Source organism: Mariniflexile sp. AS56, from assembly GCF_030552475.1.
Taxonomy (GTDB): Bacteria; Bacteroidota; Bacteroidia; order Flavobacteriales; family Flavobacteriaceae; genus Mariniflexile.
The window spans coordinates 222,030-237,211 of the sequence record NZ_JAUPED010000003.1 but is presented as its reverse complement, the minus strand read 5'-3'; the positions used below and the strand labels follow the sequence as shown (position 1 = coordinate 237,211).

Here is a 15,182-nt window from a genome sequence, read left to right as displayed (position 1 = left end):
TTTATTTTTTCGACCAACGTTACTTTAATTCCTAAGGCTTCTATACCTTTTAAGATAAACCAAGTTTGAATTTTATTTTAAAATCTCCTAAGTTCAACATTCCTAATATTTAGATTTACATCTGGATCTAACCCTTTTTAATCTTTTTTATCACTTCGAAAAACACTATTGTTCTTACCCAAATCGGTTACCTTTCCAAAACTTGAGATTGTGTTGCTATTGGACAAGTCGCCTAATATTAGCGGGTACTCGGTAGCATTTTTAATTGTAATATTTGAAGCCTTATAGTTTGCTTTACCAAAATGCGTTTCATAGTTCTTCTCATAACCAAGAGGAACGTTCGGATAATTGGTAGTTAGAAACTCAAAACGCGCTGTGTAACCTACAACTATAGGCCTAAGTGTTGCATCGATTGGAGTTGTAAGTGCTGTTGGAGTTAATTTGATTTCATGATTACTGCCTTTAATTGCCGCAAATACATGATTACCCACTGCATGAGGCGCAGGTAGTACGTTAAGATCTATTTTTTGATTGGAAGCATTATCAAAATGCATATAGACTAATGGACCGTAAGCAGCATTTCCGCTGCAATTAATCATTTCTCCACCGTTATTTAATGAGTACCCTTCTACAATACAATCAAGCACAGTAGCATCACTAACCTTAACAGTTCCCTTTGCCATATATAATTTGATACCACCTCTACATTTTTTAACAATACAGTTTTCAACAGTTACCGAGCCTGGAATGTTGTAGGCTCTAATACCATCTTCAGTAAGGTTAAGCATTACGTCACGTGGAATGGGAAGTCCTTCCATTTGGCCTAAAGGCATTTTATAGCCAAATCGTTTTGGTAAATCACCATCGTTGGTTTCTGTATACACATCATTACTTGGGCGTACAGCACCTTCAATATAGGTGTTTTTTATGACGGTTTTATCGGCGTTATTCTGCATATAAATCACATGCCCAAAGGCCCGATGTTGGAATTCGCAATTATCAACCGTATTACCTACGCCTGTAATTAATAAAGCACAGCGTTTATCGAGTCCCGTGGCATTATCTCTACCAATTCCATACATATTTCCATACCCATAGGGGAAAGACCCCCGCACAGTTAATTTTATGCCTTCAATGGTGTTACCGTTTCCAGACACCCTAATATCTGCACCGCCTTTTAGCCCCTTTGCTAAAGTGGTTCTATTTTGATTGTAACTTCCAAAATCGGTTACTTCCTTCATACCATTTTGGTAGGTATCCTCAAAAGTGCCCCCTTTAAGTGTATTGTTTGAACCCGTAATATTGAAATGAGCATCTTTACAAGTACCTACCGGAAAATTGATATATACTCCAGATAGGTTAATTACATTATTTGACCCTGAACAAACGAAACTTCTTGAATCTTCAGGAATACTGGTTATAACATAATCGCCTGGTGTCAATACAATATGCTGATTACTTTGTTGTACGGCATCACGCAATTCTGATAAATTAGAAACATTAACGCGAACCCGACTCTCCGTAAGTTCAGAAGGATTTATTTTAGTTTTATTTTGACACCAACTAAACTGAAACCTTGTTATTACTAACAGAAACAGTAATGACCTAACGATTTTCACAAGTAATCTATTTTTAGTTTTTAGTAATGCAAACCTCTTTTAAAGTTTCTCAATTTCTACATAATAAGCACCTAATTCTTCCTTCGAATCTAAAGTAAACCATGTTTGAAGTTGGGTCTCTCCTTTTTTCAATTCAACTGAAAACTCCACATATTCTGAACTAGGGTCTACCACTTGAGACAACTCCACTTCTTGAAATTTAATTCGAGCATTTTTAATGGTTAAGGCTTTACTTTTTACACTTTCTCTTACCGTGGTACCCTCTAATGCAGGACGAATTGGAGCTACACCATTAAGAAGTAACTTCGTTTCTATAGGCCAACGACGTAACTTTAAGTTATACGTTCCACTTTCAGCTACTTTTACTAGCCAATAGCCGTTATCCATATAACCCTGTCTGATATGTCTTTGATGCCATGGACTAGCGTCTTTTTCTGTATGCCAATCGTGACCAAACAATGTTGTTGGGTTTTCAGCTTTATCACCAACTATGAAAAAGGGCTGGTCTTTATATCCAGGTGAAATTTCATCCCACCAAGCATCATATTCAACTTTGAATCCTTCAACTTTTTCAGGAAACTGATCGGCTATATTAGTGCGTTGTTCAGGATCGGTACTTAAATCGTATAATTCTGTACCATTAACAAGTCTCCAGTCACCTTTCATAAAAGAAGTTCTTCTCCAAGGTTCAGGCACTTCAGTACGCTGTGAGTTTACAATAACAGCACGGTCTTTAAAGCCTTCATTGTTTCCATCAATTAAAGGTTTTAAACTTTTTCCGTCAAATTTCAAACCTTCTTTAACTTCTAATTTACATAAATCGACCAGCGTTGGTACAATATCATAATGTGCTGCTAACTCATTAATATCTTTACCCGTAGTGATTCCACCATCTTTCCAGTGAATGAATAATGGCACACGGTGCCCACCTTCATACATACTCGCTTTAATACCGCGCATGCCCGCATTAAATCCTTTATCTGTAAAACCATCTAATCGGTCACCACCTTTTGCTATTTTAGCACCGGCAGATGTACCGTTATCTGTAGAGAAAATGATAATGGTATTATCCATTAAATCTATAGCCTTCAAATAGGCTACCAGTTTCCCTATATTTTCGTCTACATTAGAAATAAGTCCATAAAAAGCAGCATTCGGAATGTTTTCATTGTTTTCATACGGATCTGAATATTTATTTTCAACAAAGTAAGGCGTATGTGCTGCGTTCGTTGACAAGTAACAAAAGAAAGGTTTATTGTTTTTCTTGTTTTCTGCCATATAATTTTTAGCGTTTTCGAACCAAACATCGGTACAAAACCCTTTAAATTTCTCTAATTTCCCGTTATGCTTATAGGTATCATCAAAATAATCGTTATCCCAATAATCCATAGTTTGCTCGATACCGCCACCATCATGTACTAAAACCTCTTCAAAGCCCTTATCTTGTGGACGGAATGGGTAATTATCTCCTAAATGCCATTTTCCAAAAATTCCTGTGGCATAGCCATTATCTTTAAAAATTTGAGCTACTGTAGTCTCTCTTTCTAAAATAAGAGAACGCCCGTTAACGGTATGCCAAACACCTGTTCTATTCGGGTGGTGCCCCGTCATTAAAGCGGCACGTGTTGGTGCACAAGTTGGTGCCACATGATACTGGGTGAATCTGGCACTTACATCATAAAGGTTATCAATATTTGGTGTTTTTATCTCTTTATTTCCAAGTCTTCCAACATCGCCATATCCTTGATCGTCTACTACAATAAGTAAAACGTTTGGTTTATCTTGTATTGTTGATTGCTCCTCCTTTTTTACTCCAGAACCACAACTAAAAGTTAGTAAAACAAGGCATTGCAATAAAGTGTAATAAGAAATTTGTTTGAAATTAAGTTTCATCTAATTAACCAGTTTTTTAATGTGAAAGATATTTTACTTACGAAAGTACTTTTTTGAGGGAAACTATGCTATAACTTATAGCTCATTCACTATAAAATATCAACTTTTTTTTAAAATATCAATCGTAAAATCAATAAACACCTATTGGTTTAGTACTATTCAATTTTGTTTGTATTGAATAAAATGGAGTTATTGGCTTTACACGAATCTGAGATTTAGGACTATTTGTTACAGCCTAAAAAAAAGAAAAGGCTGCTATTATGAACTAATAACAAACCTTTTTCAATCTGATTTTATATAACTATAAATTATAATAAGCCTATTAAAGCTTAACTATTTTTTTTGAAATTACGTTATGCTTATCACTAATTTTCAAAACATAAATACCACTTTTCACGTTAGACACATTGAGCGTTGGTGTATTATTATTTTCAGGATTCACTTCCAATACTTTTTCTCCTTTTATACTGTATAACGTAATTTTGGAATCACTACTATTTAAGTTTGCTTTCCCTAATGAAATTGTAAGTTCGTTAGAAACTGGATTAGGAAATACACTTATGGCACTACCCAATGAATTTGAATCTATGGATAATGATTGTGATGAAAAACTAAACCAATTTATATTATACAAAGAACCGGTTTTAGTGCCTTTAAACACAAAAAACACATCATAAACACCCTCTGTAAAACTTGGGATATTTACAGAATCTGTGCCCCATACTTGCCATCCACCTCTATTGGTTACAGGTATTGTTGTTAATAATGTTCCTGCCACAGCTCCTAAACGCACCTCTATGGAGCCACCATCATATTTACCAGCGGTTCTTGCGTTTACCGATTTAATCCCTGCTAAATCAATAGCTTCAAATTTAACCCAATCTCCATCATCAATATAACCGATATTAGAACCGCCTTCAGAACTAGTTTCTGATTGAATTCCCAACATACTATCGTAACATTCTGCTTCCATTAATTCGGCTGTTTTGGGACATAAATTATTAATTTCCTCACAACTCGCATAGGTTAATATGGTATTATTACTTCCATTATCTGTTATTGTACCTCCGCCACAACTTATTATGGTATTACCACTTGTAGTCGATTCTAGAACAATATCGTATTCTGTTTCATTCGTGATAGTAGAATTATTGCCAGTTACCACTATAGCGCGATTTGTCTCGTCTATAGGACCTGGTGTTCTATGAAAAACGATTTTATGACTATTTCCAAGAACATCGACTATATTATGAGGTCCCGTAGCATTTGGCGAAGGCATTATGGTCCATTCTATATCCATGCTATTTCTACTCAACCTAAAATCGGATAATGGAGCGTATGCAAAATTTCCGCTAGAATTAGAAATTGTACCACCTGAAGGCATATTATAATTAGTACTACCACAATCTACAGCTATAGAATTTGTTACAGTAGCGCTACTACCTAGATATAAGCGAATACCTCCTCGCATTTTTTTAACAGTACAATTTTCTACAGTAACACTTCCTGTTCCTGTATACGATCTAATACCGTCTTCACTAAGAGAAAAAACCTGATCCGTAGGAATTGGCTGTACATTTGAGCTAAAAGGCATTTCATAAGCCGTATCCGATGTTTCTGGTAATTTATAGTCGGATCTATAAGGAAAAGAATTGGGATCTGTCTCGTTATACAAATCTGCATAAGCACGAACACGACCTTCTACTAAGCTATTTTTTATAACTGTTTCATCAGCCTCACCTTGCATATATATACCATGGCCAAAAGCCCTCATTTGCACTTCAACATTGTCAAGCGTATTTCTAGCACCATTAATCAATAAACCACAACGTTTATTCATCCCAAATGTATTATATTGATTAATACCATACATGCTTCCGTAACCATAAAGATGAGAGCCTCGTACTGTTAATTTAAGACCGTCTACTAAATTATCGGTTCCAGAAACAGTCATAACGGCAGCACCTCTAAGACCATATGCTAAATTTGTTCCATCTTGGTGGTAGGCCACGAAATCGGTTATTTCAGTTAAACCATTCCTGTATATATCTTCAATTTCTCCTCCGTTAATAATGTTATTATTACCTGTTACTAAGATATAAGATTCACGAATGCTACCTACAGGAACCTGTATAAGAACATTGGTTAAATTAATTGTATTGTTTGAGCCAGAGAATGTAATAACCCTTTCACTACTTATCAAATCCTCAAGGTTATAATTTCCAGCTTGTAAAGTAATTTCTTGATTACTATTCGTTATAGCTGTACGAAATGCAGCCAATGTATTAACCACTATTTGCGCACTAATATTTTGATAAATGGATAACAAAAAGACTACCGTTACTATTTTATGTAATTTTAATTTTTTCATTGTTTTAGTTTAGTTAATTGGTTACGGATTTTTTAGCTGATAATAAATTGAAATAATCAAATACATACGACTACCAATAGTTGCTTTCTCACAATTATTCAATCTCAACAAATATATATTTTGTAGAAGGCCATTTATATAAACTATCGCCCTTTGACTATAACACATGTCTTATAACACATATAGATTCTCTAAAAAACACGAATACGCTAGTACATTATTAATTTATATTAAGCCTAACGCTTTTTAATATATTAAATAATTCTTGTGATTTATTAGAGTGTTTTTCAATTAAGTTTTTAATAACAGATTGAAGTAATGTCTAAAATTTGAGTTATGCGGATTATTTTCACAAACATCTATTCATTAAATTTTCTCCATAATTTTAATGTTTCGATATATCAATTCTGAATATTCAGCTTGTAAAGCAATAAACCCAGAGGTAAGTGTTAAACCTCCATAATTTGCATTAACAATTTCGTTTACTAATACACCGTTTAAGTAGTATTTTGCCGTATTTCCTCTAACTTCTAATAATACTTTATTCCATCCTGGCTTTTCTTCATCTGTCCATTTTTTTGAACTACTATAGTCTCTCCTTTCAATTTTTATAATCTCACCATCTTTCAAAACATCACAATGGGCACCCATAATATTCCACAAATCGCCACAATCTCCTTCTTGTATTTGATATTCTAAACTTGGTGGCCAAGCATAGTTCCCAACAGGACAATGATATAATAAACCCGCATCGCGTATTTTGTCCAGACGAGGTTGAAAACGACGTTCGCCCCATTTAAAATCAAACTTCAAATCGTAGGAACCGTACCTTTTTTTAGTGACTGCAATGCCGTAAGGCGCCGATGGTTTTGTCCATTTATACATGGCTTTTAACGCGCCATTTGAATACTCAAACATGTTGTTTGCCTCTTCCTGTGATGCCTCACCGTTTACAATAAAATCATAATTAGGGCCTGATTTTGTGTCTTCAAACAAATCGACCCATTCATTTGTTTTTGATGGTCTGGTGTTTTCTAATTTTCTTATTCTGATGTTTTTATACGCTACACTACCGTGGTCTCCTTGTAGTCTTAAAGGTGCAAAATTTGTCTCTTCACCATCCAGTCCTTCACGAGTTGCTCCCGTAATTTCTTTATTTTCATGAATTACCGTACCATTTAAAACCACACGTTCAAATATGGCATTTTTTATTTTCTTACCATTAGCGTCAAATCGTGGTGCTCTAAAAATAATATCGAAACTTTGCCACTTACCTGGTGCTTTACTAGCATTAACTCTTGGAGCAATGCCTTCATAACCTTTTTGATTCTTAGGTTTACTTTCATCCCAACGTTGATAAATACCACCACAATCTAAATGTTCTGGTGTCTCTTTTCCAAAACTATCAAAAAGCTGAATCTCGTATCTACTCTGAAAATAGATTCCCGAATTAGAACCTTTAGGAAGCATAAATTCAATATGAAGTTCTATATCCCCAAAAGCTTCTTTAGATTCCAAATGCGCTGTTTTACCTGTGGGGCCATTTACAAAACATTCATTCCCTTCTTCATAAGTAAACGTTTTTTCGTTTAAAGCATCTAACTGAACATGTGCAGCCTTCAACCAAGTGCCTGTAGGCTGACTAAAATCACTTAATTCTTTTAATTTTATTTGGGCGAAAATGGCGTTGCTACAACAAATCAGTAAAACCCATTGAAGGATGCCTATTCGGTTTTTCATGGTTGGCTATTTTTTCTTTGAAATTTTAACTTCTTTTACTTGGTTACCTTTCCCCATATCTGATACTGTTCCGCCAGTCTTCACTTGAACACCTGAGCTTTTATCAGATAAGAACACAGGATAATTAGTCAGGTTATTTAGCTCAAAACTGGATGCTTTGAAATCGTTTTGATTCGGAAGACTTCCATATAAAAGTCGGATGTTGTTTTTCTCACCACCAACTTTAATTTTTAATCCCTGTTCAACAACACCTTCTGCACCTCGTAAAGTGATTTTGTGACCGCTGCCCCCAATATAGGCTACACTTCCAGAACCGTTGTAATATGCATCGATGGCTGGAATGATCGTAATATCTGCATGGAAGTCTTTATCATTTTCATAAGTTGTTGAATATACAGGACCGTAAGCACAATCTGCACTACTATTCACCACATCTCCTGAGCCTAGAGAATAGCCATTTTCACTACCAATTACAGTACAACCCTCAACATATTTTTTTCCTGTAGCGTGCGCTAAAGTCACCCCTGTTCTCATATATTTAATAGTACAGTTTAACACGGTTGGGTTAGATGTCCCTCTACTATAAAACTTACCATCTATCACAGTTTCACCTCCATTATAAGCACGAATACCTGCTTCACCAGTACTTAGCATATAACCTGCAGGCAGTTTGTAACCCCAAACGGTCATGAAATCGACATCAAACGCAGGGCCTGAAGTTTCTGCAAGCATATCATCTGTTTTGCGCACTTCACCTTCCACTGTACAACCTTCAATTAATGAGTTGTTAGCGGCTTGCATAAAAATACAATGTCCGTAACTTCTATGAATAAAGGTTGAATTTTTAAGGTGATTCGATTCCCCACGAATTAAACACGCACTGTGCTTTCTATGGTTGATAACCGATTTACCTCCCTTTCCAAAAGCATCGCCATATCCATAAGGAAACGAGCCTTTTGTGGTTACATGAAAACCTTCAATTCTATTATGTGATCCATCCATAACTATATTAGTTGCCCTTCTTGTTGGGGCGTCGTGAACGGAACCGACATCTGCAATCGTAAGGTTTTTCAAAACATTCTTGTTTCCTGTTATTTGTATTTCGTACAGTTCGGTATTTTTACCAGGGAAAGCACTCAACACCTCCGTGCTAACATTAATGGTCACGCCAGAAAAATCATAAACACTGTTATTTCCCGAAAAAAGAAAAAGAACGTTCGAGCGGTTTTTAATCTCTGTTGCACTTGAAAAATCACCGTTTTGAATGTCTTTAGCTGTAATGGCATAAATACCTGGTTTCAATTTAATATCTACATTACTATCATCTAGATAGGGCATTAATTCTTTCATAGAATTTACCACGATCTGCGCCTGAGTTTTTAAACCAAGAAATACCAGTAATATTATTAAAAGAAAACGATTTTTCATTGTGGTAATGATGAAGGTGTTTTGAGTAAGCAGCATATATTTTTTAGTTAAAATTCAATTATATTTTAGAAGCATAAAATTACTTTTCGAAAATAGAATTTAATATAAACTATGATGCAAGTATTATAACTTTAAAGTCAAGTTATAGTCACTCTATAAAAAACGAAGTCTTAAAGATAATTATCTTCAAGACTTCGTGAAATTTAATAGCATGAATATTGGTTTAGGTAATTGGTTCAAGAAGAACCAAACTCAACACATTCATTTCACGATTGACAGTGAATTTACCATCATTTCCAACCGTGATAATTTCTGTTTTTAAGTTTTCAGTATGTTGCTTAATTTGCCCACGTGTTGGTGGCTCTGGTTTCCACCTTTTTCTCAGTAATTGTACATATGATCTTTATCTAAAGTTTCTCGTTTCATATGCACTGTTATAGTTTCAACCTTATAAAAAGATTATGAACATTTAATTTTTAACGACTTCGTTATTAATCCCTTTATCAATAACCTTCCCATTTGTAATGATTTTACACCCACTTGAAACCGAATTAAGTTCCACAGGCATCCCCGTTAAGTTTGTTAAATTCACCCCTGAAGTAGGCGTTGTACCCAACGGAGAAAAACCATTATTTGCTGGTGGCGAAGTGGTTCCAATTTTTATGGGAAGCATTTTGCCTTTCGTTAAGTCTCCCTCTTTTTTAATAATCACTTTATGATCGTTACCCGCAATACCGGCAAGGGCATGTACCGTGGTTGCAGAGTCATTAGAAATCAAAGTTAATTCTACATCAGCAACTTCACCCTTAGTGACATATAATAGTGGTCCATTTACCATATCGCCTCGGCTGTTTTCAACCTTAACACCAGTTAAATAGTAACCCACTTCGCAGCCTATGGCTTCACTATCTTTTATCAAAACATCGTCTGTAATTTTTCCGAAAGCAAAACCTATACGCGTATTTTTAGCTTTGCAGTTTATGGCAGTTACAGCTCCTGTTCTAATTCCTTTTACGCCACCTTTACCGTACATACGAAACCCACATTCATTTAACGATTTGGTATATCCAGGGGTAATTACTTTTTTTCCATTGTAATTTTTATACACGGCTGCAAAACCTACATCATAAGCAAGTCCAGAGGTTTCAGCAAGCATCTCGTCCGTCGTTCTTGTGACGCCTTCCGCATAACAATTTTCGAAAAGTACATTTCGTCCGCCTTGTACAAAAAACAAATGTCCGAAGGCTTTAGAATAAATTACACAATCAACAATAGTATTGTTCAACCCTTCAATACACATGCCGCTGTGTTTTTTTAAAGGGGCAAGATTCGCATCACCTTTTCCTAGTAAATCGCCATAACCATAAGGCGAAGACCCATTAATGTTTAATGTTACTTTTTCAATTTTCACATCATCTCCGGCAACCGTAAACGAATGACCTCCACTGAATGTTGGATGATTTCCTATATCTGTAACCGTTAAGCCTTTGATATGAACATTGTTTCCCGACACGTAAAATTCACTCACTCGTGATTTAAAAACGCTTAAAAGTATGGTGTTCACTTCTATAGTTACCCCTGTAAAATCAAAAGTATTATTATTTCCACTAAACTTAATCATGGCATACCTACGAACCGCATCTGGTTTTGTATTGCGAACCACATCTGCGGTCAAATAATCTTCCATTTGATAGATTCCAGGTTCCATGATAATGGTGTTATCACTTTCGGCAGCATATTTTGCCAACTCGCTTAATGAGCTAATTTTTATTTCTTTAGCATTTATGGCTTGACTAACAAATAGTAAACCAACTAATAATGTTCTTAATATTGTTTTCATTTGCTACCTTATTTCACCTTTAAAATGGCCGTTTCACCAGCTTTGATTTCTAAAGGTTTTTTAAATTTTATTTCTTTTGAATTTCTTATTAAAAGAGTGCTCAATTGCATCGTATCGCTTAACGCTTGGTACGATTACTTTCATTGACTACATTTTCTGAACTGGTAGCTTCACGTACTTTTCCAACGCTCTTTACTTTTAAATTCTCACTACCTTTAAACTTTATCACTTGTGTCGAGGTTTGGTTGTCTAATGTGATATTTGTAGCATGCAAGGTTGCATTTTCATTAAAATTACCATAACCTTCCCATACAGATAATTTAATAGCCATGCTTTCTGGAATAAATTCCGAAGACTCTGTTTTAATAATCACTTTGTGACCTGTACCATTTATTTTCGCAAGCAGATTATTAGCTATGCCATTTCTACTATCTAAAATAGTCATTTCTACCTGCGCATTTTTGGCGTTGGTGTAAGGAATACAAAAAGCCTCACCATATTTAGCATCGGCACTACAATTAATTAAAACATCTTCATTTCCTACGTTGTAGCCTGTTGTTACACAATCGCGGACTACACAGTCAATAACCTTGTCCCCTGAAGTGGCCAACCCTGTACATATACCTCTACGCATTTGGGTTACCGTACAACTTTTTACGATTGTGTTTTTAGTTTCGTGGCCATTGTAATCTGGGTACATGCGTATGCCATCCTCGCTTAGAGATATAACTTCTCCCGGCAAAATTTTACCATCTGCAGCAACTATGGTGCCTTCTATATAATTCCCTTTACCTGCATAAAAATTTTTATCGAAACCATAGCCTGAAGTTTCTGCAAGCATCGCATCGGTAGTGCGAAGCAAACCATCTACATGACAGTCTTCAATTAACGTGTTTTCTGAACCTTGTAAAAAGATAGCATGTCCCATGGCTCTCATATGGACTTTACAACCAAGTAATTTTACGTTTTTTGCCGGATATCCTACACGAATGCCATTCATCTTCCTCACATCATTACCTCCTAATCCGTATAAATACCCATAACCCCACGGACTTGAACCCGTTGTACGTATCTCAACATCCTTCAAAGTCACATCTTCTCCTACGATATTAAAAATTTTGTTTTTACTTTGTCTGCCCGGTGTATCTCCATAGGTTTCAATATATAGCCCCTCTAGAGTTACATGATTTCCAGATATTTCTATAGCACAATACATACCATTTCCGTCATCACTTTTAATTAAATCTGGAAGACTAAACAGTTTTGTATCTACCATAAATCGCGCACCTCTTAAATCATAATAAGAATTATTGCCAGTGATTTCCATAAACCTGATTTTTTCGGCAGAATCTATTTGATAATTCCCCTCTTGGAGCTTAACATGTACGTTATCCTGATTCAAATAATTTCTGAATTCAGTGAGTGTATTTACCTCTATAATTGTTTTCTGACTGTCTGTTGATTGCGCTCGGCATGAAAAAATCAATACCAAAACAGAAAGCACAATAAGTGTTTGTTTTTTCATTTTTTTATTTTCTGATTTTTGTTATTTAAATTCAATAATCTTAATAAGCTCAACCGAGTTTACTAAGAATATTGAATTGCTTTTTTTTTAAATTAATTGACCTCACCGCTTAATTCCAAAAAATTCACTTGTGTATCGGTTCCTTCAAAAAAGACTTCTTCAATTTTATCATTTCCAACCATGGTTACTAAAAATCGCATGGGTACATCTTGAAATCTCATGTATTTGTCAACACCTTTTTTAATTTTTAGGGTTTTATATTTTTCAGAATAGGTAAAAATAACTTCAGAATACGTTCCTTTTTCATAATTATAAGACTCATTATCATCAACATACATCACATATTCGGCATTTTTACCTGGGAACACTCTAATTTCCATAGGTTCTTCTGTTCTCTCTGTAGCGTATTGTACAGGAGGACTCATGGGGATGATGCTTCCCGCTTTCACATACAAGGGTGTTTCATTAAGTGCCGCTTTTACTGAACGTTTTTTACCTCCTTCAATCTTCGCACTTGTCCAGAAATCATACCAATCCCCTTCTGGAAAATACATGTCTTTTTCACGTTTTTGATATTCAGTTACAAAACCAGCCATCATAGATCCCCCAAAAAGAAGTTGATCTTTAATATTCCATGTGTTTTTATCATTAGGATATTGATACACTAATGGCGCCATTAGTAATTTCCCATCCGTATTTACTTTTCTGGCTTCAGAATAGATATAGGGCATTAATTGATATCTTAAATCGATGAATTTTCGTGCTGTATCTTCAAACTCTTGTCCATAACGCCAAATCTCTGTTTCAGACACATAACCATGAATTCTAAAAATAGGACTGAAGGCACCAAACTGAAACCAACGGGTTAGCAACTCAATATATTCTGGATTGGTATATTGACTATCATAAACCGGGTTAAGCGATTTTGAATCTCTAAAAAAGCCTCCAATATCGTGTGTCCAATATGGAACACCTGCCATAGTGAAATTAAGCCCTGCAGGAATTTGTTCGGCAAACTGCTCCCAGGTTCCCGCCACATCGCCAGACCATGAGGTGGCGCCATAACGTTGTTGCCCTGCATACGCAGAACGGGTTAAATTGAAAACTCTTTCCATGGGGAACTCTTTTCGTCTACCTTCATACATCACTTTTGTTACTTCCAATGAATAAGGGTTTTGAACTTCTTCATAAGGTCCAACTGCCGTGGTCACTTTGGTATCTTTTACCCCTTCTGGCTCGGTACCATCTAACCAAATAGAACTCACCCCTTTATGAAACATAGAATCACTTAACATACGATAAAACTGTTCACCTACTTTTTTATCATAAATATCAATATAATTGCTACTCTCTATTTTTTTAAGCCCATACTTATCTTCCAAAGGTTTATTCTTAACCTCTGGCCATACAGAAACCATTAGTTTAAGGTTTAACTTTGTTAATTCCTCAACCATCGCATCTGGATCTGGATATTTAGCGGGGTCCCACTCTGGACCTTTAGTACCTTTTGGCCAATAAAACCAATCTTGTACAATATTATCAAACGGAATTTTTCGCGCTCTCATCTCACGAGCATTCACTAATAATTCTTCTTGATCATGATAGCGCTCGCGACATTGCCAAAAACCATAAGCACTTTTAGCGAACATAGGAGCTGTTCCCGTTAGGTTTTGATATTGTGAAATAACTTCCGCCGGATTTTCACCTTGTATTAAATAGTAATCTATAGCATTTCCTTTGGTGCTACTAAATACCGTTTTGTTATAATCTGGTTCGTTGTAAAATAATTTTCCTGGAATTTTAGCGCCTGTATTTTGAAAAACAACTTTATAGGTTTTTCCTGCTTCCAAATGTTTTTTACCTGAATATCTCCTAGGCATCCATATGGTTGAATAATTAATTACATCATCACCATCTATATTTACATTGATACTCCCTCGCATTCGACCATCATCATCACTCAATGCCAAAAAGGTATATTCGCCAGTTTTGGTTGGTGTAAAAGTGGTTTCACGTATGTTCTTTTTTGCAGCTTCCTCAGTTGCATACGCTGCTACATTTTCTTTTTCTCCATCAACAGGTGCTACGTCTACTTCTTTTTTCTTTTGAACTTCACCTTTAGAATCAAACTGAATTTCGTTTTCAGGATTATTAAAATCCGTTAGACTGTAATTATGCCAGTAAATTCCATACCCTTTTGTAGACACCACAAATGGAATAGCAATCTCCTGATTGTATTGCTGTAAACGAATTGGCACATTTTTCCAATTCATAATCCCACTTTGATACTGCCCCAAACCATACAAGGCTTCATCACCGGCATGAAACGCTTGCGACACACTATGTTCCTCTTCTGTATCTAACTTAATAAAGGTGTTTTGGTTGGTTTCAGACACCAATCCATTACCCTTTTTTGTTAAATATTGAATAGTTCCATCACTATTAACCAAAACTTTTAAAACATTGGTACTTATCGTAATTTGATTTTCAGTTTCTTTAAGTTCCCAATCCATCTTTTGTGGCTCCAACACCGTAACATAATCTGGAATTGTAGAGGGTCTACTGTTATTCAACATTTTATTAACGTGAATAATGGCTTCATTTATAATTTCAATTTTAATAGTCAAACTATCTTGTTGAATGGTTACAGAATGATCTGATTTTTCAATGTTATATTTGTATTTCGAACCACAACCAACAGTTACCAACAGCAACAGGATTATTGAAAAAACACCAGCTATTCTAATTACTCTCATTATTTATTTT

General features: G+C 35.4%; 8 protein-coding genes. All 8 read right to left on the bottom strand.

What is annotated here, in order from left to right; translation table 11 throughout:
* Positions 1–137: 137 nt before the first annotated feature.
* Positions 138–1,619, bottom strand: a complete 1,482-nt coding sequence (locus Q5N74_RS05370; RefSeq protein WP_304387706.1) for a hypothetical protein — start codon at positions 1,617–1,619, stop codon at positions 138–140.
* Between the two features lie 39 nt (positions 1,620–1,658).
* Complete coding sequence (locus Q5N74_RS05365; protein ID WP_304387705.1) at positions 1,659–3,512, bottom strand: arylsulfatase; 1,854 nt, start codon at positions 3,510–3,512, stop codon at positions 1,659–1,661.
* Positions 3,513–3,834: 322 nt separating this feature from the next.
* Complete coding sequence (locus tag Q5N74_RS05360) at positions 3,835–5,883, bottom strand: carbohydrate-binding protein (protein ID WP_304387704.1); 2,049 nt, start codon at positions 5,881–5,883, stop codon at positions 3,835–3,837.
* A gap of 366 nt (positions 5,884–6,249) precedes the next feature.
* Positions 6,250–7,623 (bottom strand): DUF1080 domain-containing protein, encoded by a 1,374-nt coding sequence (locus Q5N74_RS05355; RefSeq protein WP_304387703.1) that lies wholly within the window; start codon positions 7,621–7,623, stop codon positions 6,250–6,252.
* Between the two features lie 6 nt (positions 7,624–7,629).
* Positions 7,630–8,973, bottom strand: coding sequence for a hypothetical protein (locus Q5N74_RS05350; RefSeq protein ID WP_304387702.1), 1,344 nt, complete (start codon positions 8,971–8,973; stop codon positions 7,630–7,632).
* A 547-nt stretch (positions 8,974–9,520) separates the two neighbouring features.
* Entirely contained in the window at positions 9,521–10,891 is a 1,371-nt protein-coding gene (locus tag Q5N74_RS05345) for a hypothetical protein (RefSeq protein WP_304387701.1), read from the bottom strand.
* A 118-nt stretch (positions 10,892–11,009) separates the two neighbouring features.
* Positions 11,010–12,416 carry a hypothetical protein gene (locus Q5N74_RS05340; protein ID WP_304387700.1) on the bottom strand — a complete coding sequence of 469 codons (1,407 nt, stop codon included), beginning with the start codon at positions 12,414–12,416 and terminating at the stop codon, positions 11,010–11,012.
* Positions 12,417–12,508: 92 nt separating this feature from the next.
* Entirely contained in the window at positions 12,509–15,172 is a 2,664-nt protein-coding gene (locus Q5N74_RS05335; RefSeq protein ID WP_304387699.1) for a TIM-barrel domain-containing protein, read from the bottom strand.
* Between the last annotated feature and the right edge of the window lie 10 nt (positions 15,173–15,182).

Bases quoted from the DNA above. Each gene is read 5' to 3' on its own strand.
- Q5N74_RS05365 (WP_304387705.1), bottom strand. From the start codon at position 3,512: ATGAAACTTAATTTCAAACAAATTTCTTATTACACTTTATTGCAATGC.
- Q5N74_RS05360 (WP_304387704.1), bottom strand. From the start codon at position 5,883: ATGAAAAAATTAAAATTACATAAAATAGTAACGGTAGTCTTTTTGTTA.
- Q5N74_RS05355 (WP_304387703.1), bottom strand. From the start codon at position 7,623: ATGAAAAACCGAATAGGCATCCTTCAATGGGTTTTACTGATTTGTTGT.
- Q5N74_RS05350 (WP_304387702.1), bottom strand. From the start codon at position 8,973: ATGAAAGAATTAATGCCCTATCTAGATGATAGTAATGTAGATATTAAA.
- Q5N74_RS05345 (WP_304387701.1), bottom strand. From the start codon at position 10,891: ATGAAAACAATATTAAGAACATTATTAGTTGGTTTACTATTTGTTAGT.
- Q5N74_RS05340 (WP_304387700.1), bottom strand. From the start codon at position 12,416: ATGAAAAAACAAACACTTATTGTGCTTTCTGTTTTGGTATTGATTTTT.
- Q5N74_RS05335 (WP_304387699.1), bottom strand. From the start codon at position 15,172: ATGAGAGTAATTAGAATAGCTGGTGTTTTTTCAATAATCCTGTTGCTG.